Below are 24217 nucleotides of genomic sequence, written 5' to 3'. Positions count from 1 at the left end.
ACTTATGGCCTCTTTTCCCAGATATTTATTTACTAAAACCAACCCGCTCTTGGATGCTGGAATAAATAAACTATCTCTAATTTTACTCTCTAATGAATCTTCATCTAAATCTATAGTTTCAAATTCTCCATTTCTATTTTTAGATTGTTTTTTAAATAGTATTTCTAACAATTTTATAAATGCCGTTGCAATATTCCACATCCCTAAATCTTCGATAATATCTTGTCCATGAATAACAATATTACTTAAAGAAATTTCTCCATAAGGTATATTGATTTTTAATTCAGTATCTCCAAATATATGTTTGATATAGTTATCATTTATTTTATATTTCAAATTGTTTATTTCAATTATCTTTTTTTTAATTTCGTTATTTTCTAAATTTTCATTTGAATTAGCCATAATATCTTTTAATTCTGGCAATATTTTATCTTTAAAATTTTCATCAATTTTATTTATATTGAGTAAATACTTAGCATTATTATTTCCCAATCCCCAAATCAAATACCCCATATATGTTTTTCCAGTATTATTTTTTCCAAAAAATATAGTTAAAGGTTTTAATTTAACTTCTCCTTCTTTAATAACACCAAAATCCTTAACCTTAACGGTCAGTAATTCATAATTTTCTTTACTTTCAATATCCATAATACCACCAAAAAAATAAAATTTAAATTAGTCATCCTACATCTTTCCAGGACATTCGATGCCCAATAAGTTCAGGGTGTTTTCTATAACTATTTTTGTTGCTTCTACTATTTTTATTCTTGAATATTTCACAATTATATCCTCTTCTTTCAATACTGGACAATTTCCATAGAATTTGTTAAATGCCTGGGCAACATCAAGTGCATAGTTTGCCACAATCTGTGGTTTCCTAACTTCTGCAGCTTTTTCAACGATTTTTGGTAGTTTTGAAAGGAGTTTGATTAAAATCTTCTCGGCTTCACTTAATTCATAGTTAAAAAGATCCATACTTTCAGGGTTTTCTTTTTCTGATTCAACTGCATTCTCTAAAATTCTACAGCATCTTGCATGAGCATACTGGATAACAGGGCATCCAACTTTTTCAAAGTCAAGAGCTTCATCCCACCTAAATACCATTGGTTTATCTGGAGATATTCTAACTATGTTGTATCTTACAGCTCCAACTGCAATTTTATTTGCTATCTCACTGATTTCATCTTCATCATCAGCTATTCCTCTCTTTTTGATCTCTTCAATGGCTCTTTTCTTAGCTTCCATAAACAATTCGTCCATGCTTATGAATCTTCCTCTTCTGGTACTCATTGAACCTTCTGGAAGGGATATAAATTCATAGAATACGATTTCAGGTGTTTTATAACCTAAAAGTTTCAAAGATGCGTTTACCATTTCAGCTGTTAATTTGTGGTCTGCACCTAAAATATTTATTCCAATATCGCAGTTTTTCATTTTATCTACGTGGTATGCAATATCCCTTGTTGAGTACAAACTTGTTCCATTTAATCTGGCCAATACAAGCTTTTTTTCTATTCCAAAATCTGAAAGATCAAGCCTATATACATCGTCTTTTACTACTTTTCCTGTTTCCATTAATTTTTCTATAACTTCATTGACCATTCCGTTTCTAACATAATCACTTTCCCATACAAACTTATCGTGTTCGATATTTAAGGATTTCAGACTTTCTTTAAAACCGCTTAAAGCATAATCAACTGCAAATTTGAATCTCTTAACAATATCGTTATCCTCATTTTTCTGAGAAGATTCTTCATAATTCTTCATCAAGTTCAGTATATCATCTTCGAGCTCAGGGTTTTCTTCTATGAGTTTGTTTGCCTTTACATAAACCTCTCCAATGGCATGGTCAGGTTTTTTGTTTTTGTCTAGTTCAAATCTTTCAATTCCAAATACAACAATGGCTTCCTGTCTTCCCATATCGTTTACATAGTACTGTGTTTCAACGTCGTATCCTGCAAAATCTAAAATTCTCTTTAAACTGTCTCCTATAACCATGTTTCTACCATGCCCGATATGGAAAGGACCGTTTGGGTTTGCCGATGTATGTTCCAATATTACTTTTTTGTTTTTGTTTTCTCCTTTTCCAAAGTTTTCTTTTTCTTCTAAGATTTTTTCAGCATTTTCTTTTGAAAAGTCCTTGTAGTCTAAAAAGAAGTTTATATATCCGTTTAGAGCTTCAATTTTTACCACTCCGTCAATTTCAAGTGAATTAGCTATTTCCTCTGCAATAACCTTTGGAGCCTTTCTTAAATCTTTTGCAAGTCTAAATGCTATATTCGTTGAATAATCTCCCATATTGATTGAAGGAGGTTCTTCCAGCCTTATTTCCATTTCTTTTCCTGTTAATTCGGTTACTTTTTCTGCCAATGTTTCCTGTATTCTTTTCTCAACTTCCATAATAATTCCTCTCACTGTTTCCATTACCTATATATCATGATTAACATTAATTTATAGTTGATTATTTTAATACTTATATAATCCTTACCATAATTGGAATTTAAAACACTTGATTTTAGTCATTCTTAATCAAAGTTTTGTCATCAACAATTAAGGGCAATTATAATTAATAAATTATCATGTTAAAATCATTAAATCACTAGGTGATGTTATGAAAACAGAAATGACCAACATTGACATACATGCTGCCGTAAAAGAGCTCCAAAAGGTGGTGAACGGAAAATTGGATAAGGCATTTTTAATAGACAGCCAGGATGGTAAAGAACTGATTTTAAAGGTTCATATTCCTGAAGTTGGGACAAGAGAGATTGCAATAGGTATTGGTAAGTACAAATACATCACCATGACCGAGTACGAGCGTGAAAAACCTAAAAATCCTCCATCATTTGCAATGCTACTTAGGAAATACTTGAATAATATAAAAATAACAAAAATAGAGCAACATAATTTTGATAGGATAGTTATATTCACGTTTCAGTGGGGAGAAACACTTTATAGATTAATAGTCGAGTTATTTGGAGAAGGAAACGTTATTATACTCGACAAAGAGGATAGAATCATTTTACCATTAAAAATAGAAAGATGGAGTACGAGAAGAATAGTTCCAAAGGAAATATACAAATTCCCGCCACAGAGAGATCTAAATCCATTTAATTTAGAATACTCAATTGCTTACGAGCTCTTTAAGGATGAATTCCAAAAGGAAGAAAACAAGGACACAGAATGTGTTAGGGTAGTATCAAGAATATTTGGGTTGGCGGGAGTCTATGCAGAAGAAATATGTGAAACTGCAGAAGTCGATAAAAAAACGGTAAATCCATCAGAAGAGGAAATAAAAAAATTGTTTGAAGGAACTAAGGCATTTTTTAATAAAGTGTTCAACGAAAAAAAGCCCCACATAATACTAAAAGATGGAAATTATCACGACATAAGCCCGATAGAATTAAAAAAATATGAAGATCTTCCTCCCAACTATGAAAAAAAGTACTATGAAGAGTTTTTAAATGCCTTGGATGATTATTACTCAGGATTCGTAATAAAAAAAGAGATTAAAAAGGAAGAGTCAAAATTACAAAAAATGGTAAAAAAACAGGAGAGAATACTACAAAATCAGATTGAATCCCTTAAAAAATATGAAAAACAAGTAGAAGAAAGCCAGATAAAAGGAGATTTAATATATGCGAACTATTCCTTAGTTGATGAAATACTAAACACATTGAAGTCAGCAAGAGAAAAAATGGATTGGGAGGATATAAAAAAGATAATTAAGGAGAACAAAGAACATCCAATTCTAAGCAAAGTTGTAAGTATAAACGAAAAAAACGGAGAAATTGTATTAAAACTATCGGCTGATTACGAAAATAAGCATATAGAAAAAAATGTTTCACTCGATATAAGAAAAAATGCCTTTGAAAACGCAGATGTTTATTACAGCAAATCTAAAAAATTCAAAAATAAGATAAAAGGGGTTAAAATCGCCATAACACTATCTGAAGAAAAACTTAACAAATTAAAGAAAAAAGAAGAAACTGAAATGGAAACTCTCAAGGAAAAAGAAGAAAGTATAAAGAAGAAAGAGAGAAAACAGAGAAAATGGTATGAAAAATTCAAATGGACTGTAATAAACGGGTATCTGGTAATAGCAGGTAAGGATGCAACTACAAACGAAACACTCGTAAAGAGATACCTTGAAAAAGATGACGTAGTTTTCCACACACTTATGGAAGGAGCTCCATTTACTGCCATTAAAACAGAAGGTAAAGAAGTGGATGAAGATACCTTGCAGGAAGTTGCAAAATTTGCAGTATCCCATTCAAAAGCCTGGAAACTGGGTTTAGGTAGTGCAGATGTCTATTGGGTAAAACCTGAACAAATATCAAAAACTGCAGAAAGTGGGGAATACCTTAAAAAAGGAGCATTTGTGATAAGAGGTAAAAGAAACTTCATAAGAAGTGTCCCTCTTGAACTAGGAATTGGAATTGTTGAATACGGTGGAGAAGAAAAACTAACAACTGCACCGCAAAATACACTTAAAAATAGCTTTAAGAAGTGGGTTCTTTTAAAACCATTTAAAAAGAAAAAAGGAGAACTTGTTAAAGAGCTCAAAAAAGAGTTTAAAGAGTATAACGTGGACGATGAAGACATACTTAGAGTTTTACCTCCTGGAGAAAGTAACATCGCTAACAAATAAATAAAATTTATATTAATTTTTCCTACGGATTTGAAAACCACCATGATATATGGGTTTCATAATTAGCTTCCAAATTTAACTGCATCTTTTCTACAGGCGCTTTTACATTCAAAGCATCTTATACATTCATGCTGTTCTATTTTTTCAGTGAGCTCTATCTGAACTGGGCATTTTTTCTCACACAATTTACAATTTACACATTTGTCTTTATTAAGTTTTAATTTAAAAACCGGTTTCAGTGAGAAAATACCCAACAACGCCCCTATTGGACAGAGATATCTGCAAAATGCCATAGGATATATGAATCCCAATATTATAAATCCGATGAGAACGACAAATGAAATGACAGTTCCAGATAAGTTTGTGAGAGCTCCGATAGGACATACTGAACAATAGACGTATGTTGTAAGATGGTATGTTAATATGATGAATAACACCAATATAACATATTTTAAGTATTTTAATTTATTATGAATGTTTTTTGGAACTTCTGGAAGTTTTTTTAACCCTGATAATTTAACCCTCAATCGATATGTTAAATCAAAAATAAAACCCAGTGGACACATCCAACCGCAAAATACCCTTCCAAAAATTATTGTTAGCAGTGATATTACAATTACAACGGGAACAAAATAAATACTCCCCATCAATATAAATTGCTCAATATATCCAAAAATGCAGGCAGAAGAAGCTTGAAAGAACCGCCGATAAGATTACAAATTTTATAAAAAATGCCGACTGGACTATTTTTCTTACAGTTTGTAGTTTATCCATAATATCACTTTAATATCACTTAAAAAATCCATCTATTTTATCATTGTCTATGCAAAATTTAAATTCCTTTGATTTGTATATTCTCTTAGCCCTAGCTTCATCCAATATTAAATCACTTTCCACTAAATCAGCTTCTTCCAGTTTTTTTAAATGGGCATATATCACAGGTCTCGATAGATTTAGAGTTTTTGCCAATTCATAAATATTCATGGGTTTTTTATTCAAAAGATGAATTATTTTAATTCTTACAGGGTTAGACAGTGCATCCCCTATCTTAACAGTTTTTTCCAAATTCATAAAATCACTCGATTTCATCCCATTTTTTCTTCAACTCCTTAACCGTTTCTTTTATTTCCACAGTATCCTTCTCTATTTTTGCCAATTCTATATCGCTACTTGGTTTTTTAAATATCAAATATGCCAACATTATTATAATAACTACCAAGAGTATTATTACTATATACCATTCATATCCGAAAAAATGTCCGGTTATAGATTGCATAGTATTTCCTCCCATGTGATTACTTCCAGCACCATAATACATTATCTTCACCTCAATTAAAAGTTAAAGTGAGTAAAAATAATTTAATTAAATTTAAACAAATTTTTTAAATTTATTTCCGTAAATAGGAATTTTATTATTTTATCAATTATGGATTCAGAAGTATTTAAATTATCGTCATTAGCAGGGATACTTTGGGTACGGTTTATACTTACAATTCCTTCATCAATCATACAGTTAAGTATTGCTTCTTTAAGGTCAGTTGGGGATAATCCATAAACTTCTTTAATTTCATTTAAAGTGGTATCTTCGTTTAATTCATTAATTAATGTTTCTTTTAATTGATTACTTTTATCAATAGAATCTTGAACCTTGTTGGTGTCCAAAACGACTTTTCCATCATCTATTAAACATTTAAGTATTGCCTCTTTGGATTTTGATGGGGATATACCATAGGTTTTTTTAATTGTATAGAATGTGGTATCATCATCTACTGCTATACCTAAATTTCTCTTTAAATCCTCTGGATTTATACCATACATTTCGCAAATTTGTTTTATGGTGTAGCTCTTTAACTCACTTCCTGATATGGTTATGTATTCATCAATTATTTCCTCTGTAAGCAGTATTTCATCAGATGGAGAGCTCTTGCTCATTTCGTTGATTTCATTTATTTTTGATTTTAAAGCATTAATTAAACAATCCTGACTTATGTTGTATTCTTCGCATACCTGTTTTATAGTGTAGTTTTTCAACTCACTGCTTGGCGTTGGAACATATTTATCAATAATATCCTCGGACATCACTCCTTCACTTGTTGTTAATGTTGGCAGTATGTTTGACGGAGCTCCGCTCATAGTAGGAGCTGGCTCACTGTGGTCACAAATGCCGTTATTGTTTGTGTCAATGTATTTCCCACAACTTCCCGGAAATGTGCATGACGAATCAGTAATTCCATAAGGGCAGTCATCCCATGCGTAAATTGTGCTTAAAGATGATATTAAAAATATATTAAAAAAAATAAAAAATAGTTTTTTCATAATCTCACCTGTTAGGGCCTCCTCCTCTCTCCATTGAGCTGCTTAGTATTTGTTCATATTCTTCACTGCTTATGTATTGTGGAGTGTAATTTGCTCCGTAACTATCTAACATTCTAACAAAAGCTCTCATATGATTTCTTGAACCTTTCATTAGATTTTCATAAACCAATTTTATGTCTTCGTTATCGGTTTTGCTTATCCAATTTTCTAAATCAGCAATATCTAAATCCTCAATAGTTGCCCCAACTATCAACGCATCAACAGCTGACTGACTACCCTTTTCAACTAAATTATTATATAATTCCTCAAATTTTGGATTTGAGAATTTTCCAACTTCTTCACTTTCAACTGGGTCTGGGATATTGTATTTTTCTAATAGATATTTTACTGAATCAGTATGGGTTTGTTCGCTATTAGCAATATTTTTGAATATCTGTAATTTCCACTTATCATATAATGTTAAATAAACATCTCTTGCCAATTTCTCTTCTTCTCTCATTTCAAGCAATCCTTCCTTTTCCTCCTCACTTATTGACTGTTGTGGGAGTGCATCAATATTCTCACACATTAAGCTAACATTTACATCCCCATTACTTCCTACAATTCCTCCCTTTCCCATGCCCATCTGGTTTTGATGATAATCAGCCTGATTATTATTTTGTATTTGATTATCTGGCATCTGGGTATCCGTATTTTGAGATATGCATCCTGCTAAAAGAACCATGGAAGCGACTAATGATATAACTGTCAATTTTAAAATATCTTTCATAATTATCACCATTAAAATTTAAAAAATAAAAAAAATCCATCAGTGTTGTGCAGTTATCATGCCACCATCCTTCATGTTTTGATGATTAATGTGTGGAGCTCCTGCATTTCCTACTGTGGTATTTTCATATTGATGGTTCATAGGTGCGTTGGTGTTTGCAGGAGTTCCTGCATTTCCAATATTTTGGTGGTTCATAGGAGCTCCCATGTTGCCCATATTATTCATGTTTGCATTCCCCATCATTTTACCATGACCGCCAGCATGTAATTGCAACCTAATCGTTGCCATCTGTTCCCCTTCTAACTGTAAAACTATTCGGTATGCATCTTGGTATTTATTTTGGTTCATTAATTCATTAACTTCATTTAATTTTTCTTCTAATTCAGTGGTGTTTATTCCCTGTTCTTTTAACATTTCAATTTTCATTTCCATGTGTCTTATTCTATTTTGTATCATCAATTTTACTCGGTCTTCTGGAATATTCTGAACAGCCACATTAAGCCCCTTATTTCTCAATCTATTTACCACTGCTGAGTGATTGTATGGGTAAACTGGATTTTCAATCACTTCTACTTTATTAATTCTCAAATGTAATCTTTCAGGTTCTACTGATAGGTTTGTGCCGTTTGATAGTAATACCAAACAATGACCGTCTCTTACTCTTGCCATTGTTTCGTTCAGTGATATATCATCCATTCCATGAGCAACGCAGATTGTTACATTTCCATAGGCATGAGTAAACTCATTTTGGAATCTCAATGTAATATTTGCGTTTGTATCGTATCTTGTCTGTCCCCCGATTCTTTCAACTGTTAAACCCGCATTTTCCAATGCGACAATATAATCATCAACAACTGCTAAATTTCCACCGATTACTATTACTTTATCGGGATTAAGCGATTTTATTTCGTCAATTACGCTTTCGTCGTATATTCCCCATGTTGTAGTAACTACTGTCGCATTCAATACATTTGCAACTTCCAAAGCTACTGTTTGATCTGCACTATTGTCACTTACCAATACGACATCTGTTGCATATACTACTGATGCCGATAGTGCTATTAGTGATAAAAGCACCATTAATTTTTTCAGCATATTCATCACCCCATGGATTGTAACATTTAATATATAGTATATTATTGGATATAATTGCTATTATACATACAGTTCTGAGCTCGTGTCTGTACCCTAAACCTAATCTGTGAGCTCCCCACAACATCCATCTTCTGCATGGTGGTGTTAATTAGCGCAATAACATGATTCAATCGTGCATTTAAATAATGCTTCCTTAGTCATTACTTGGTTATTAATGGATAATGGATATACAAAAACTAAAGTAATAATCCCTCATTGTGTCACCACATTGTCACTAATTTACACAACCGGCAGTAAAAATAAAAATAATTTAAAATTAATTATTCATCGTCATTATCCTCCCCATCATGCTCCATGCCCTCGCGCTCATTGTGTGTCTCTTTGTGCACTTCATTGTGCATCTCTTGATGGTCATCTTCAGTATCGTTAATTTCTGAGTGTATTTCGGTGTACATCTCCTGATGCATTTCTTGGTTATCATGGTTCCTATCCATGATTTCATCGCCAATCTCTTTGTGTATCTCTTGATGGTCATCTTCGATGTCATTGAGCTCATCGTGTATTTCATTGTGTGTTTCCTTATGCATTTCATAAGTGGTCATCGTCCATCTCGTGAGCTCTAACAACTATTGCCATCTGTTCTCCTTGAAGTTCTACCATTAATTTATAGGCCTCTTCGTATTTGTCCTCATCCATTGCTTCTTCAGTTTCATCCAATATACTTTCTAATTCTTCTAACTTATCTTCCAGTTCTGATGCATCTATTCCTTGACTTTTCAATAGATCGATTTTCATTTTAAGTGCAGTGATTTTATTTTCCATCATAACTTCTATTTCGTCTTGTGGAACAGCTTTAATTTTTACATTAGCTCCTTTCATTTTAAATTTTTCTGCTACTAATGAACCGTTATATAGTGGACTGTCCATCACTTCAACTTCCTCAATTTCAAGGTCTAAATCTTCGGGATCTACCGTTAAATTAACCCCATTTGTAAGTAATACCAAGAGTGGTTTATCCATTCCTTGAAATGTTCCATTCAACGCTATATCGTCTCCATGGTAAACATATACGGTAGTTCCATTTCCAAACATATGCTTAAATTTCAATACAAGGTTTGCATTGGTTTCGTATCTATTTTCTCCAGCAATTCTCTCAACTTCAATTCCTATATTTTCTAATTCTTTTGTGTAGTTTTCAACAACTGCCATCGGGCCCCCTACAACAATAACATTATTAGGATTCAATGATTTTATTTCATCTAAAACGCTTTCATTGAAAATGCCCCACGGCGTCTTTATTACTGTTGCATTAACTGCCTTTGCTATACCTTCCACAGCCACGTAATCTGCAGGATTGTCACTTACTAAAATAACATCCGTCGCAGATACCATTGGCACTACAATCAGAGTTAGCAATAATATCAGTTTTTTTAGCATATATTTCACCATACTTCTTTTATTGACGGTATATTCTATTTCTTTGGATTTCCATATATTTAATTCTTTGTTTTATAATTCATTTATATGTAGTATTTTTACTACACATAATATGTTAAAAAACAAATATTTATAATTTATGATTAATCACTTATACTGATGCAATTCACCACTTAGTTTTAAATAATATTCACTTAAATTACGCCTAAAACTATCTAAATCTAAATATTTTACCTCATGGTCTTCAAGATAAACTGCCCTATCGCCAGATGCGGTTAATAGGTCCAAACTACTGGTAACTATGATAAACGTAGAAGTTAACTTTTCCCTCTCATTCATAATTAGTTCTGAAAGTGGTTTAACGCCTTCAAACCAGCTTGACAATAAACCATTCACAAGTAAATTCACCGCTGAATTATCTTCATCTATTAATATTAAATCTGTCTTGGTCGATAGTGCCTTCTGTATTTGATATGCCATAGTCATAGAACCAGAGCCTGTTCCATGAACTTTTTTTGGATTTCCATTTATACCCTTTGGTAGTTTTTGGAAGAACAAACTTATATCCTGCCCATTCATTTGCATAGTCCCAGCTGAAGCCTTTGAGATGTCTTTTGTTGTTACAATATACTCCCTTCCATCGCCAATTAAATGGTCGTCCTGTCCACATTCTATGGCTTCTAATAATGTTGATTTCCCCTGTGCGTTTCTTCCAGTTATTATAAAAACTTCTCTTTTTTTAATTCCGAGCCCAGTTATAACATTTCCATCGAATAGTTCCACTTCAATAGGGTTCAATTCCATTGGAGTTTTAAATTCCACATTAATACCTTTTTTAGGCCCTGCTATCCTATGATGCCGTCTTATTCTCGTATAACTCCTTGCAGGTTTTGAGTTATCGGCAATAAATGATACCAAACCCAATTCATCCAGACTGTTTCTCAATTCCTTCTGATTTATTAAATTAATAGTTTCTTTTTCAAGGTCGTTATAGGGAATTTTTTGAATAAACTCATTTAATTCCTCCGCTAACTCATCGATTTTACGGCCCATTATTTTTGGATTTTCTTCATCGAATATCAGTCTAAGTAATAGGTGTATTTTATCCTGACTTATGTAGTTACACTCATCCGCCCTCCAAAGATCACTTCCGATGTTTAAATCACAATTTATTATGGTAATAGGTTCGTATAGAGCTTCGTATCTTCTACCTAGATTTCCGGATAGATTGGGAAATTTTCCCTTTCTTATGACCTCCTTAATATATTCTATTATACGAGCTGCTGCTCCTTCAAGTCCCTCTTTGTTTAAATTTAAAAAATCACTTCTTCCAAAAACAAAAGGAAGAACTACTTTTAAATTTCCATCTGCCTGTTTGGCTACATAAAAAAGCTTATTTTTATTGAGTTTTGTTAATTTTTCCCTATCTAGATATTTTGTTTTTATATTGCTTATGATCTCATCTATCAGTTGGGTTTTAGTCTTCATAAATTCACCTAAATTTGTGGTGTGCGTTAAGATATACTAAAAACCTAGATAAAATTACATTATTAATATCTAATTTTTCATAGAATTTATGGGAAATATGCTTAATTAAAATTATAGTCGTTCCTGCACAGGTGTTAAACTAGTAATATCGTATGAAAAATAAATACAATATAAATTTCTATAAATTTTATATTTTTACTAATTAAAAAAATAAAACGATAATTAGATTTACCCGTCACTTTGGGAACTTATTTTATGCCCATAACTTTCCTTAAAACCATGGATGTCGCCATTGAACACAGTATGTACCAACCTAACCACCCTAATGCAGTATTGGAAACGATTCCAAATCCACCATGGTAGAAAATACCTCCAATCCAGTGCCAGAATGATACAAAAATCATTTTAGAAATAATGTACGGCAGTTGAACTACAACGCCATTCCAGTCAGGATTTAATTGATGGACAACCCCTCCAAAATCATAAACATGTCTTAAATAAGCAAATATGGCTATAATAGGCGCCCATGTATATATCATAGGTTTGAAGCTCATTTTCATCATTTCCATTTGCATTGCCATCATTTTCTGTTGCTCTTCCTGGAGCTCCTTCATGAGCTCTGGATCTTTTGATGCCTTTCTAGCCTTAACTTGAAATTCCTGTAACTCTTTTTTTAGTTCTGCCATTCTGTTCTGATTAACGAGAACTTTTGTGGCTAAGTTTATTATAAACGATACGAGGAACGCTATAATAAATATAGAAATTCCAGGATGCATGTTCTGCACAATGGGCATAAATATGGCATCCATTGAACTATAAAATGCATTAAAAATAGAGTCAAACATTCTTATCCCCTTTTTTATAGATTTGTATTAATTAAAAAAAGTTAAAATATATAAAATTTATCTTAGAACTGAAATTAATTCCTCAACTGCATAATCTAATAAGTTATTTTTATTTTGAATTATTTTCACAGTAGCCCCTGTTAGAACACCATAAGTCATTGCAGCAGCTCTGTTCATAATTTGGTGTTCTTCAATTCCTGCTGTTGTTTCAAGATCCCTATTTCTTGTCTCATCATTTAACCTTCTAATCAAAATTTCGTCCCCTGAAGTTTCAACCACTATAATTATATCTGGATTTAATTCATTTAAAACCCACACTGGAAGTCCAGGTAAGTAACCTTTAGGTGTTTTAATGGTACTGTGTGTATCCACAACTACAGGGGATTCTTTTACCATCTCTGCTATTTTCCTTCCCGCCAATTTTTGTATTCTTTTCTGTGTATCAGGATCCAATTTTCTCATCTGGTCCCTATCTTCTACAAGGTTTTCTTCCTGGGCTACTTCAAACATTACTGTTCCAAAATTAACCATTTTATAGTTTATACCTTCCTCACTTAACTTTTCCATGGCTTTTTGAGTGATTGTAGTGCCTCCCACACCTGGAACTCCCGTAACTACGACTAACTTGTTTTTCATGGAATCACCTAAATTCTTTGTTATTAATAAAAATATAGTAATTCGACACTAATACAATATTTATAAATGTAGATACGCATTTACAGTGCGTGATATATGATCCCACTTAGGGAATATATGTGTCGAATTTACCATCTTCTTACCTATAAAACGATCCATAAAAGAATATGCCTTAGTGGATATTTGAAATAAACTATATAAATATATCGCCAATAGATTAAAAATAATTTAAAATGAGGGTAAATTAAAAGTCCTTCAATAATTCTATTTCCCTATCCAAATCTACCTTACTTACGCCTTTAACTGAGAACTCCAATTCATCATTTCTTATAGTGGATGTTCCATAAAATACAAACTCTTCGCCGATTAGGTTATCCAAAATCTCCAGATTTGTATCCTTTAAGTCTTCTTTTGTCATACCAGTTATTTTTTCAACATTGTTTCCATAAAGCCTACAGCTTATGTTTCCGGTACCATCATCAACAACCAGTGTGGAAACCAGTACTTCATCAGGTTTAACTTCACCGCATTCGTTACAGTGGTATTCGCCCTCAATTAAAACTGTTCTTTTTCTACAGTTTGGACATAAATAAAGTATTAATTCTTGCTTTCTATAATCTACTATAGTTCCCCTAATTTCAACGGCATCCCCCTCTTCAAGGTCTGCTATGAATTTTCTAACTGATTTAAGTTCCACATCTTTTGGGTTGATTATTATTCTCCCCATTCTTCCTATATTCAAATCTAAATATTCCCCATTTTCTTTAACATATCCATTAACTATTTTTACGATATCTCCTTCTTTTATATCCAATTCTGCATCCTTATCCCATAACGAAACTCTTATTCTTCCAGTTTCATCTTCGATAACTATGCCCCTGACTTTTCCTATTGATGTTCCCCCTTCTCTTTCAAATTCCCTTATATCAAATACCCTATAAACTCTTCCAATAGTCGTTATGTTATTTTTATCTATTTCATTAACATTTCCATCAATGATATCCTTTATTTTATAGATTTTCTTCTCGTATTCTGGTGCATCAATATTTTCATCTTTTATTATTTTAGATTGGTAAGTCACAGTTAAATCTGCTTTTTTATTCCCTTCTCTGTCAAGATATGTTCTAACTTTACAATTTGTAATCTTAACTGTATCGCCTTCGTTTAGATCTTCTAATAATTTTATATTGTTTCCCCAGAATGATACTTTCAATCTACCAGTACTATCGGTTAAATAAATTTCCTGAAGTTCTGCACTCCTATCTTTAAATTCCACGTTTCTAATTCCTGAGATGTTTGTTATCCTACCTTTAACATTTACAAGTTTTTCTTCATAGTTAGGCACATTTGAGATATCAACATCAGTCACTTCTAAAGCTTCTTTTGGACTTCCTTTTTCTAAAATATTGATTTTGTTGGCAGAAATTTCCAGCCCTCTAAAACCTTGTTTTACATACCCTTCTAATTCAACCTTATCTCCAGTATTAACTTCATAATCGGCTAAATCATCCCAAAGTGTTACCCTTATGCTTCCAGAATCATCCTTTAGTATGAATGATTTTAACTTCCCTAAAGAACCATCTCTTTTATTAAACTCTTTCTTTTCATAAGATGCTACAACTTCTCCCTTAATAGTGGCTGAAAGATTAGGGACAAGTTCTAAAATTTTATAACTTTCCTTTAAAACAGGATATTTTGACTCATCATAAGTTTCAAGTTTTTCTATCTTTAAATCAGAACCACTGTTTAATTCAAGTCTATTGTTCCATGTCCTTGAAAAAGCATTTTCTATTTTAACAACATCCCCTTTTTTTAGTCCAGCAATTAGATCTATTTTATCATTCCAAAGCGTTAACCTAATAGACCCAGTATTGTCTGCTATTACTATTGAAGCCATTTTTCCTTCAGAACCATCTTTTCTTCGGAATTTTCTTATTTCAGAAGTTCTTATAATTTTTCCAGTGACTTCTACGTTCCTTTGACCTTCTTCAATATCTTTGATTGTAAATTCATACTCATCTTCATCGTCTTCATCATCGTATGTAACATCGATCCCGAGCTCTTGGGAAATTAATATCAGTGCCCCCTCTTCATTTAACAACCCTGAATTATCCATAATTTTTTCATCAATTCTTTTTTTAAGTTCGTCTTCAGATATTTTATATAGTATTTTTTGTTTTAATATTTCAACATTCATAATCTCACCACAACATATGATCATAACTAATAAATATCAAAAAATATATTTCTTAAGATTAATATTTATTATTAAGATAAAATAAAATTATATTTTTCATTATTTATAATTATACATGACAGTATTCATAATGTTTTAATATATTTAATACTTAATAATAAATACCTAATAATATATAGCATAATTGTATGGTAATTATTCCAGGGTGGGAATATATGGATATCAAAAAACTAATAATGGATCTTAAACAAGACAATTGGTACCTAAAATCTCGTGCAATAAACACGTTGGGAAATATATCCTATGAAGACTATAAAGATGCATTATATGTTGCTAAGCACTTGGTTTTAGAGTTAGACTACCCTAAACCCATAGTAATAATAAGAATACTTTGGGCCATTAATAATATACTCAAAATTTACCCTGACATAATATTTGATGTCCTTCCTGGCCTAATTAAATTAACTACTTGTGGTAATGATGCCATAGAAGATGCTGCCAATAATATACTAAATAAACCTAATTTAAAAAGTGTTATTTCAAAATATCCTATTATACTATCCAAAAGATTATACTCAAATAATTACTTTAAAAGAATCCATGCAATGTGTAGTGTTTGGGAACTATCGCCATTAAAACCTGATTTAGTAATCCCAGTAATCCCTGAAATTATGGACTTATGTACCGAAAAAGTCCGTATGGACGACATTATTGGAGGATTCTTCTCAAGAACCATTATTGAATGCGATGACCACGAAACAATGGAAGAAATATGCAACATCATTAAAAACGTAAGTTGTAATTTAATTGACGAGATAGAATATTCGCCAAAACACATTAGGGACTTACTTTCACACCCCAGTGATATTTTAAAACTCACAGGTTTTGTTTTAATAAGTAGGAATAGCCATAAAATCGATAATAAAACCATTGAAGAACTTTTGAAATTGTTATATATGCCAAAACTCAATAGGCCCGTAAAAGCCAGACTTTTATTTACACTATGTAGTCTATCAGAAAACCACCCATTCTTAAAGAGTATTTTAAGCAATTATGTGAAAAAGACGCTGCATTCAGAGGAAGACTGGCTTTTAATATTCTCTTCACTTGCAGTTCTTTATATGATTGGTGAAACGATCAACGACACGTCATTTTTAGATTATGAATGTCCGTTAGTAAGTTCTTTGGGAGTACTTTTACTAAAAAATGACTTAGAAAAAGGTCTTAAATTATTAAATGATGGTCACCTATCCACATATTTAGCCACAATTGAAAGATTCGTGAAAGACGATGTCCCAGATTCATTGAAAGTTAAATTCCTAAATGAACTTCAAAACCCTTGGAACTATATTTACAATAAGGTGGATAATGAATTTTTAGAGTTAGAGGAGGCAAGAATAGAAAATATAGTTGAAAAACTAATGAATAATGATGAAGAAGAACTTTGGATTTCAGAAATTAACAACATTGTAAGTTTGGGATATGCAATAGCTGAAAATCCCCAATATGCTAATGAGACTATTGATGTAATTAAAAAATCCCTTGAAAATCCGTTTGGACTTATTAGAGCTCAGGGGTTGTGGCTACTCAGGTTGATTTTAGAAACAAGTGAAAACCCATTATATATATTATCGAAATTAGGAGACCATATAAATCCCTACATTGTTTTAAATGACTCAGACATGTTTGTTAGATTAAATTTCATTATGGTACTTAGAAAAATGATCCAAATACTAAAAAATACAGAAGATTCAAAAAAAGAAATAGATGAAATAGTGGGAATATTAGCATATGAAGCACTTAATGATGAAAAGAAGATAGTTTCCAAAGTTTCAGAACTAATACTAAAATACGATTTGAACGTAGAACTGGACAAAAAAGAAATTTCCATTGAAAATATTAATAAATATGCAAATAAATATCCTGAAGCCCTTCCTGCAATATTAAAATATCTGGCAAGAAAAAATAAAGGAAACACTGATGTATTGAGAAAAATAATAGAAAAGACCAGCGAATATTCAGATCATTCAGATAGCTGTAATGTATTATGTATTTTAGATGAAATAGGAACATTTAATGAAGAACTACGTAGACCAATAGATATAGCTCTAAGCAAAGTACCGAACAAATGTATGACATTTAAAGTCATTATTATAAGAGGATATTTGGACGAATATAATTGGAAAATTAGATTAAAAGGATTAACCCATATTGAAAATATTTCAAAACTCAATGTAAATTTAATCGATGTATATACATTAGATCTAATGAAGATTGCGCTCTTTGACCCAATGTTCCAATTAAGAGAAAAAGCTTTAGAATTACTTAAAAAAATAGACTATCCGTGCCCTGAAATAGACAAAGAAAAATGTAAAATGCTTGCATTTAGCTCAGAGGATAAGATTATAGGCCTACTTAAACATGATTTTGAGGGAACCTTCGAAGCGTTATATGAACTAAGTACTCGTGATATAGAGAATATAGATAATGTAATGATAATAATTTCTAAATTCAAAGACAGTGAGTTTTGGTTTATAAGGGCCTATGCATACAAGATACTACAGAATATAATAGATAAAAGCAAAACTGAAAAATACCATTATGAAATAGTAAATTGGTGTTTAACAAATAATGAAGAAAATCCACTTATTTCAGAGATGATTGAAGACATACTCAATAGATTAAACTCAAGCGCTCGCATTGACGTAAGTAAAACCGTATCTGAAAAAATAAGAAAAATTGAAATATTGTTAGAAGATAGCGACTGGGTAGTTAGAGTGGAAACATTGAAATCCTTAGGAGATTTCATTGATGAGGGACATTTTGAATACTTAAATTACGTGATAAGAAAACTGGATGATCCACATTGGAGGGTTAAAAACGCTGCTTTAGGCATACTGTCCAAAATAGATCCAGAATTAGTAACATACGCTATCCCAAAGATAATAAAACTCTTGAAGGACGGAGACGAGTCAGTAGTTTTAAAGGCACTCTTAACATTGAAAAAATACGGCCAGAAAGATAGTAAAATCTTGGAAAGAATACTGCCAATATTAGAAGAAATGGAAAATTACACTACATGGAGTATCAAAGAAGAAATATTAAGAATAAGATTGTTGTATTTCAACAAAATCAGGCACAGAATATAATTTCGGTGAAAAAGTGAATAAATTTATCGTTTTTGAAGGCATCGATGGCAGTGGAAAGACCACACAGGCGAAATTATTGGCTAAAAGACTAAATGGCACATACACCTGCGAACCTACAAACGGAGAAATTGGGGAACTCATAAGAAAAATCTTAAGCGGTAAAAAATGTGAAAAAGAGACTCTGGCATTACTATTTGCTGCAGATAGAATTGAACATGTTAAAAAAATCGAAGAGAAATTAAAAGAAGGTCATGTTATTTGCGATAGATACGTGTACTCTTCTTTAGTCTATCAATCTACCCAAGGAATTGAAGAAAGTTACATTTTAGAGATAAACAAGCATGCAAAAAGACCTGATGTGGTAATTTTATTGGACGTTGACTTAGAAATAGCCATGAAAAGGATGGAACATAGAAGCAAAGAAGTATTTGAAAAAAGAGAATTCTTAAAAAAAATCAGAGAAAAATATTTAGAACTTGCAAACTCGAATTTTATATTTAAACCTAAAGACGATTTCATTGTTGTTAAGGTTGATAGCGGAGATATTAATTTCATTCACGAGAAAATTGTAAAAATTCTTAAGGATAAGAATATAATAGATAAGAATGTATAAATATAAAATAGAGGTACAGCTGAAAAAAGAAGGTGGGTTATGGAACTGGGATATTTAATGATACTTTTGGGACTAATTGCAATACTTTTTGAAGTAATTACACCTGGACTCTACTTTCCAGCAGCAGGTATTGCATTAATAATATACGGCGTATTTTTATTGATATTTCCATCAATGGCTCTTCCTATGGCGATAGTCTCAGGGGTTATTACGGTGTATGCACTGTATAGGGCGGTATATGGAGTAGGCAAAGATATAAAGATTGGAGCTGAAAAATTTGTTGGAAGAGAGCTCATATTGGGATCTGATTTAGATGAACAAAACTATGGTCTTATCACAATAGACAATGAAAAATGGCACATTAAAGCAAAAGAACCATTGAAAAAAGGCGATAAAGTTAAAATCGTAGGTATTGAAGGGGTATCATTGGTTGTCGAAAAGATAAATACAAACCATACCGAGTAACAGCTAATAACTATATAGTATATTATCCATATAGTTAATAATAAATCAACAACACTAAAGAGGGGGTATTATGTTCTGGTTTTGGATAATAGTAGGCCTAATTGTCATGTATATTTTAATAAAATCAGTAGTTATAGTAAATCAGTATGAAATGGGCTTAATATTTAGACTAGGTAAAGTTGCAGGGATATTAAAACCTGGGGTTAATATTATTATACCACTTATTGACGTTCCTATAAAGGTGGATGTAAGGACTAAAGTAATCGATATACCGCCACAAGAGATGATTACAAAGGATAATGCAGCGGTTACCATAGATGCAGTAATTTACTATAGGGTCGTAGATGTAGATAGGGCATTGTTGGAAGTTCAAAATTACGAATATGCTATTATTAATCTTGCACAGACTACGTTAAGGGCAATAATTGGTAGTATGGAATTGGATGGGGTATTGGATAGGAGGGAGTATATAAACTCTAAGCTTTTGGATACATTGGATAAAGACACAGATGCCTGGGGTGTAAGGGTTGAGAAAGTTGAACTTAGGGAGATAGAACCACCTAAGGATATTAAGGATGCTATGACTCAGCAGATGAAGGCTGAAAGATTAAAAAGAGCTGCAATATTGGAAGCAGAAGGTGAAAAACAGAGTAAAATTTTAAAAGCCGAGGGTATAGCACAGAGTTTAAGAATTGAAGCCGAAGGTCAGGCAAAAGCTATAAAAATAGTTGCAGAAGCTGCACAGCAATACTTTAAGGATGAAGCACAATTGTACAAGGCCCTTGACGTTACTTCATTAGTTCTAAAGGACAATACAAAGTATGTAATATCTGAAAATGTTATGGATATTGCAAAGAAATTTGTAAAACAGCAATAATTAAATAACTTTTTTTAACTAACCATTTTTAAATTTTAATTTTATATTACTTTGATTATATTTTTATATCCGTTTTTTCTCTTTTTTGTTATGGTTTAAAACTAACGATGTGAAATCATGAAGGGCGATAAACATTTCAAAAGAATGACTTTGATTTTATACAACTCATACGATAAAACTAGATGGCACGAAGCTCACAAGAGAGCCATTGCAAGAGCTGCACCAATCTGTTACGCATTTGACTGCAATTTAGCTATAATGGATTTTCCATGTAAAAAAGAAGATATTGTATCAATAGAAACCACTATAGGAGGTTCAGGAACCTATCTAAGGGAATTAATTGAAAAAAACAGATTTTTAATAATAGATAAATACCAACCTCAGCTGGGAATACCTATAGCTTCAACATCAAAACCTGATGAAAAAAAGACCATAAAACCTGTAGAGGTAGCAGAATTGCTATTAAAAAAACCTTGTGGGATTTTTGTAGGGCTTGGAAGGCATGGACTACCAAAGAACATAATGAAGCTCGGAGAATATCAGCTAGATATAACAGAAAAAGGTGTTTCCCTGGAAACATGTACTGCAATAGCTACAATACCCTCTATAATATATTCACATCAGAAATACATCTAATTTATAATTATCACTTTTCTCGATTCTTATTCTGATCTGTATTTTTTTACTGTGTTATCAATTTGTTTGATCACTGTGTTATACTATATTATATCAATTACTTATCTAAATTATATTATTCTAATTATTGTTAACCTAAATTTTATATTTGATGATATTACTCAAACTATTAAATATTAAGACATTATAATAGGTTATATTCTTTTAAATCCATTAATTTGGCATGTACTCAATAATTTATAATGATTATTCATTATAAATGAATTTAAAAAGAAAATTATATATAGGAATATCCTACATGATAGATTAAGCTATTTTTAAGGAGGTATTTCTGTGAGTGCTGTAGAAGCCATCAAGGAAATAAAGCATGCTGAAATTGAAGCTATAAATGAAATAGACGCAGCAAAGAAAAAGGCAGAAGAAATAAAGTTAAATGCCATAGAAGAAGGTAAAAAGATAATAGCTAATGCTGAAGCTGAAGCTGAAGCTGAAGTTAAAAACAAAATATTAAAAGTTGAAGAAGAAGCTAAAAATATTGCAAAAGAAATATTAGAAAAAGAAGAAAAAGAAATCCACGAAATATCATCAATTGCAAAAGTAAAAATATTATCTATTAAGCTAGAAGACGTTTTAGAGCTCTAATGAACTTTAAAAGTATAGTAGAGATTATTTCAATATAACGTGTTACAGCTAAAATTACATGTATTATAAGAAATATATATAATAAGATTAATCAAAGCTAGTTAACTCATATCCCTAAGATTTTTTGAGTAAGCTTTGGATCAGACCTTCCCTAATCAAAGATTGGAAAATAGCAAAACTATAGAAGTTACAAACTCCTTGAGTTTGTTCAACAGAATGTTTTGCATGACAGAAAGGTTTGAGTTTCATCAAAAATTAATAAATATATGGGGGGATTTAATCCAGCTTTGGATGAAAATTTCTGGCTCGTATTTAAAATATAAAGGTGGTTTTGGTGAGACCTGCAAGGATGGGCAAATTGAGAGCAGTGATTTTGGATGAAAAGATGGATTCTGTAGTGAGGAGTCTCCACGAAAGCGGGTTGGTAGAATTATCCGACCTGTCTACAAAAATAGAAGACCCAGAGTGGAGCACGTTGTTGTCACCGTCCTCTTCTGCAGAATATGGTAGAAACGCTGCTTCATTAATAATAAAAGTTAGTAGGTTTCTCGATTTATTCGAGAGCGTAACTGAAGAAGAAAAGAAAGGATTGTCTGGAATATTAAACCCAGAAATCCCAGATAAAAAAGAATTATCATTCTCATCAGCTGAAGAAGTTATATCTTATGTTGAAAATGTTATAAGTCAAGTTGAAAGAGAAGTAACAGAACCTGCTAAAAAGTTAAGTGAACTAGAAAACAGAAAAGGCACTTTGGAAACCTTAAAAAATTATGTTAAATACTTGACTGATTTTGATTTAGATTTATCCTATCTCGGAGAAGGTGTTTACACATACATTGTATCTGGGATGGTTCCAAAGGAAAATCTTACAGAGCTCGAAGCTTCATTATCTGAAGTAACCAATGACTATGTTCAAGTTGTTAAAGGAAATACTGTTAAAGACGAAAGTGATAGTGAAAAAGTTCCAGTAATAGTAGCTACACTAAAAGAATACAGTGATGCAGTTGGAACAGAATTGAGAAAATTCAACTTTGAAAGATTCGATATATCTGGTGTTGAAGGTTCTCCAAAAGAAGTTCTTGAAAATACCAAAAAAGAACTTTCAGAAATTGAAAGTAATATTAACTCTATTTTAGAAAAATTAAGAGCGTTATCTAAAAAATGGAAAGACGACGTTTATGTGCTTCATGAAATCCTTGAAATCGAAAAGGAAAGAGCTGAAGCATACTCATTATGCGGTAAAACAGATAGGAGCTACATGCTTGAAGCATGGGTCCCCGTAAAATACTCAGACAAGGTAAAAGAAATAATAGAAACTGCTTCTGAAGGTTACGCAGTTGTGGAAATAACAAATCCGGACGAACCTGAAGAAAAAATACCGGTAATGTTAGACAACCCGAAACCAGTGAAACCATTTGAAATGTTAACTGAAATGTTTGCTCCTCCTAAGTATAACGAAATAGATCCTACAATGATGATAATGCCAGGATTTTTAATGTTCTATGGTATTATGCTTACAGACGCATTTTACGGTTTTTTATTAACACTTGTTGGGCTTGTCCTTTGGAAAAAGTTAGGTAAAGCTAGTGAAGGAGCTTACAATTTAGGATACATATTAACATTATCAGGAATTTCAACCATGTTCTTCGGTGTTTTGACCGGAGGTTATTTAGGAAACTTTACCGAAGAGTTCCTTGGATTTAATGTCTATAATACTGCATTTGCTCTTGTAAACCCACTTGGAGAAAGCTTGTACATAAGCAGTTCAAATCCACTGCTTAATCTTGGAAACATATCAGTTAATAATGGTCCAATGGCAATATTGCTATTCTCCGTAGTTGTAGGTATTATACACTTATTCATTGGTTTATTTGTAGGGTTTAAAGAAAATCTCAAAAACGGTGGATTTAAAGAAGCATTTTTCAACCAAGGTATCTGGTTATTCTTAATATTGGCTCTTGCAGTGGGCTTAGGAATTGGAAACTCCATGTTAATCGGAGCTGCCGTAGGAATTGTAATCCTCCTATGTATAATTAAGGGATACTCAAACGGCGGCATATTGGATGCCGGTCTTGGAGCAATGGATATAACCGGATTTTTAGGTAACGTTTTATCCTATGCAAGGCTTTTGGCTTTATGTTTGGCCACAGGTGGTCTTGCCATGGCTATCAACATTATGGCAGGATTGCTAAATGACAGCGTACCTGTAATAGGTGTAGTATTAGCTGTTGCAATGCTCTTAGTAGGTCATACATTCAACTTTGTGATGAATGGTTTAGGTTCATTTATTCACTCACTAAGGTTACACTACGTTGAGTTCTTTGGACAGTTCTATGAAGGAGGAGGAAAGAAATTCACTCCATTCAAAGCTAAGAGGGAATATACTTCCCTATAATTCAAA

At 32.0% G+C, this 24217-nt stretch carries 21 protein-coding genes and 1 pseudogene; 8 read left to right on the top strand and 14 right to left on the bottom strand.

The window, feature by feature from the left end:
* Positions 1-648 (bottom strand): annotated as a pseudogene (locus F555_RS0105345) (hypothetical protein); the annotation flags it as partial.
* A 36-nt stretch (positions 649-684) separates the two neighbouring features.
* On the bottom strand, positions 685-2400 hold the full coding sequence (gene argS / locus F555_RS0105340; RefSeq protein WP_018154189.1) for an arginine--tRNA ligase: 1716 nt from the start codon (positions 2398-2400) through the stop codon (positions 685-687).
* A gap of 211 nt (positions 2401-2611) precedes the next feature.
* On the opposite strand from argS, the gene rqcH reads away from it, so the two are divergent.
* Entirely contained in the window at positions 2612-4651 is a 2040-nt protein-coding gene (gene rqcH, locus F555_RS0105335; protein WP_018154188.1) for a ribosome rescue protein RqcH, read from the top strand.
* A 62-nt stretch (positions 4652-4713) separates the two neighbouring features.
* On the opposite strand, the gene F555_RS09075 is transcribed toward rqcH, so the two are convergent.
* From F555_RS09075 to F555_RS0105275, 12 genes are all read right to left on the bottom strand, one after another.
* Entirely contained in the window at positions 4714-5298 is a 585-nt protein-coding gene (locus F555_RS09075) for a 4Fe-4S binding protein (RefSeq protein WP_317852619.1), read from the bottom strand.
* Between the two features lie 142 nt (positions 5299-5440).
* Positions 5441-5722, bottom strand: a complete 282-nt coding sequence (locus F555_RS0105325; RefSeq protein ID WP_018154186.1) for an ArsR/SmtB family transcription factor — start codon at positions 5720-5722, stop codon at positions 5441-5443.
* 4 nt (positions 5723-5726) lie between these two features.
* Positions 5727-5969: a hypothetical protein gene (locus F555_RS0105320; protein ID WP_018154185.1), complete on the bottom strand. Its 243-nt coding sequence runs from the start codon at positions 5967-5969 to the stop codon at positions 5727-5729.
* A 41-nt stretch (positions 5970-6010) separates the two neighbouring features.
* On the bottom strand, positions 6011-6967 hold the full coding sequence (locus tag F555_RS0105315) for a hypothetical protein (RefSeq protein ID WP_018154184.1): 957 nt from the start codon (positions 6965-6967) through the stop codon (positions 6011-6013).
* 4 nt (positions 6968-6971) lie between these two features.
* Positions 6972-7736: a DUF2202 domain-containing protein gene (locus F555_RS0105310; protein ID WP_018154183.1), complete on the bottom strand. Its 765-nt coding sequence runs from the start codon at positions 7734-7736 to the stop codon at positions 6972-6974.
* 39 nt (positions 7737-7775) lie between these two features.
* Positions 7776-8831, bottom strand: coding sequence for a cell wall-binding repeat-containing protein (locus F555_RS0105305; protein WP_018154182.1), 1056 nt, complete (start codon positions 8829-8831; stop codon positions 7776-7778).
* A gap of 320 nt (positions 8832-9151) precedes the next feature.
* Entirely contained in the window at positions 9152-9433 is a 282-nt protein-coding gene (locus F555_RS0105300) for a hypothetical protein (RefSeq protein ID WP_018154181.1), read from the bottom strand.
* The gene (locus tag F555_RS0105295; protein ID WP_018154180.1) at positions 9420-10268 is read right to left on the bottom strand and encodes a cell wall-binding repeat-containing protein; all 849 of its coding nucleotides are present in this window, start codon (positions 10266-10268) and stop codon (positions 9420-9422) included. The genes F555_RS0105300 and F555_RS0105295 overlap by 14 nt, the downstream gene beginning before the upstream one ends.
* A 147-nt stretch (positions 10269-10415) precedes the next feature.
* Entirely contained in the window at positions 10416-11756 is a 1341-nt protein-coding gene (locus F555_RS0105290) for a P-loop domain-containing protein (RefSeq protein WP_018154179.1), read from the bottom strand.
* Positions 11757-12004: 248 nt separating this feature from the next.
* On the bottom strand, positions 12005-12601 hold the full coding sequence (locus F555_RS0105285; protein ID WP_018154178.1) for an EMC3/TMCO1 family protein: 597 nt from the start codon (positions 12599-12601) through the stop codon (positions 12005-12007).
* 57 nt (positions 12602-12658) lie between these two features.
* Positions 12659-13237, bottom strand: a complete 579-nt coding sequence (locus F555_RS0105280; RefSeq protein WP_018154177.1) for an adenylate kinase — start codon at positions 13235-13237, stop codon at positions 12659-12661.
* 244 nt (positions 13238-13481) lie between these two features.
* A complete protein-coding gene (locus tag F555_RS0105275) occupies positions 13482-15434 on the bottom strand; it encodes an OB-fold nucleic acid binding domain-containing protein (protein WP_018154176.1) in 1953 nt (650 codons plus the stop codon).
* A gap of 215 nt (positions 15435-15649) precedes the next feature.
* Between F555_RS0105275 and F555_RS0105270 the strand changes: the two genes are divergently transcribed.
* The 7 genes from F555_RS0105270 to F555_RS0105240 all read left to right on the top strand — a co-directional run bounded on the left by F555_RS0105270 (position 15650) and on the right by F555_RS0105240 (position 24211).
* Positions 15650-18583 (top strand): HEAT repeat domain-containing protein, encoded by a 2934-nt coding sequence (locus F555_RS0105270; RefSeq protein ID WP_018154175.1) that lies wholly within the window; start codon positions 15650-15652, stop codon positions 18581-18583.
* 13 nt (positions 18584-18596) lie between these two features.
* Complete coding sequence (gene tmk / locus F555_RS0105265) at positions 18597-19196, top strand: dTMP kinase (protein ID WP_018154174.1); 600 nt, start codon at positions 18597-18599, stop codon at positions 19194-19196.
* A 39-nt stretch (positions 19197-19235) separates the two neighbouring features.
* Positions 19236-19661, top strand: coding sequence for an NfeD family protein (locus F555_RS0105260; protein WP_018154173.1), 426 nt, complete (start codon positions 19236-19238; stop codon positions 19659-19661).
* A 70-nt stretch (positions 19662-19731) separates the two neighbouring features.
* Entirely contained in the window at positions 19732-20538 is an 807-nt protein-coding gene (locus F555_RS0105255) for an SPFH domain-containing protein (protein WP_018154172.1), read from the top strand.
* A 117-nt stretch (positions 20539-20655) separates the two neighbouring features.
* Positions 20656-21174, top strand: coding sequence for a DUF531 domain-containing protein (locus F555_RS0105250; RefSeq protein ID WP_018154171.1), 519 nt, complete (start codon positions 20656-20658; stop codon positions 21172-21174).
* A gap of 327 nt (positions 21175-21501) precedes the next feature.
* Positions 21502-21816, top strand: coding sequence for an ATP synthase subunit B family protein (locus tag F555_RS0105245; protein ID WP_040682802.1), 315 nt, complete (start codon positions 21502-21504; stop codon positions 21814-21816).
* A gap of 334 nt (positions 21817-22150) precedes the next feature.
* On the top strand, positions 22151-24211 hold the full coding sequence (locus F555_RS0105240) for a V-type ATP synthase subunit I (protein WP_018154169.1): 2061 nt from the start codon (positions 22151-22153) through the stop codon (positions 24209-24211).
* The last annotated feature ends 6 nt before the right edge of the window (positions 24212-24217 follow it).

This window comes from Methanothermococcus thermolithotrophicus DSM 2095 (genome assembly GCF_000376965.1).
Lineage (GTDB): Archaea > AGJL01 > Methanococci > Methanococcales > Methanococcaceae > Methanothermococcus > Methanothermococcus thermolithotrophicus.
The sequence above is the reverse complement of the archived record's forward strand: the minus strand, read 5'-3'. Positions and strand labels throughout refer to the sequence as shown.

What these genes read in the sequence shown, in the direction of transcription:
- F555_RS0105295 (WP_018154180.1), bottom strand. Translation starts at nt 10,268, where the DNA reads ATGCTAAAAAAACTGATATTATTGCTAACTCTGATTGTAGTGCCAATG.
- F555_RS0105310 (WP_018154183.1), bottom strand. Translation starts at nt 7,736, where the DNA reads ATGAAAGATATTTTAAAATTGACAGTTATATCATTAGTCGCTTCCATG.
- F555_RS0105325 (WP_018154186.1), bottom strand. Translation starts at nt 5,722, where the DNA reads ATGAATTTGGAAAAAACTGTTAAGATAGGGGATGCACTGTCTAACCCT.
- F555_RS0105250 (WP_018154171.1), top strand. Translation starts at nt 20,656, where the DNA reads ATGAAGGGCGATAAACATTTCAAAAGAATGACTTTGATTTTATACAAC.
- rqcH (WP_018154188.1), top strand. Translation starts at nt 2,612, where the DNA reads ATGAAAACAGAAATGACCAACATTGACATACATGCTGCCGTAAAAGAG.
- F555_RS0105275 (WP_018154176.1), bottom strand. Translation starts at nt 15,434, where the DNA reads ATGAATGTTGAAATATTAAAACAAAAAATACTATATAAAATATCTGAA.
- F555_RS0105285 (WP_018154178.1), bottom strand. Translation starts at nt 12,601, where the DNA reads ATGTTTGACTCTATTTTTAATGCATTTTATAGTTCAATGGATGCCATA.
- F555_RS0105300 (WP_018154181.1), bottom strand. Translation starts at nt 9,433, where the DNA reads ATGACCACTTATGAAATGCATAAGGAAACACACAATGAAATACACGAT.
- F555_RS0105290 (WP_018154179.1), bottom strand. Translation starts at nt 11,756, where the DNA reads ATGAAGACTAAAACCCAACTGATAGATGAGATCATAAGCAATATAAAA.
- argS (WP_018154189.1), bottom strand. Translation starts at nt 2,400, where the DNA reads ATGGAAGTTGAGAAAAGAATACAGGAAACATTGGCAGAAAAAGTAACC.
- F555_RS0105260 (WP_018154173.1), top strand. Translation starts at nt 19,236, where the DNA reads ATGGAACTGGGATATTTAATGATACTTTTGGGACTAATTGCAATACTT.
- F555_RS0105315 (WP_018154184.1), bottom strand. Translation starts at nt 6,967, where the DNA reads ATGAAAAAACTATTTTTTATTTTTTTTAATATATTTTTAATATCATCT.
- F555_RS09075 (WP_317852619.1), bottom strand. Translation starts at nt 5,298, where the DNA reads ATGGGGAGTATTTATTTTGTTCCCGTTGTAATTGTAATATCACTGCTA.
- F555_RS0105305 (WP_018154182.1), bottom strand. Translation starts at nt 8,831, where the DNA reads ATGCTGAAAAAATTAATGGTGCTTTTATCACTAATAGCACTATCGGCA.
- F555_RS0105270 (WP_018154175.1), top strand. Translation starts at nt 15,650, where the DNA reads ATGGATATCAAAAAACTAATAATGGATCTTAAACAAGACAATTGGTAC.
- F555_RS0105320 (WP_018154185.1), bottom strand. Translation starts at nt 5,969, where the DNA reads ATGTATTATGGTGCTGGAAGTAATCACATGGGAGGAAATACTATGCAA.
- F555_RS0105280 (WP_018154177.1), bottom strand. Translation starts at nt 13,237, where the DNA reads ATGAAAAACAAGTTAGTCGTAGTTACGGGAGTTCCAGGTGTGGGAGGC.
- F555_RS0105255 (WP_018154172.1), top strand. Translation starts at nt 19,732, where the DNA reads ATGTTCTGGTTTTGGATAATAGTAGGCCTAATTGTCATGTATATTTTA.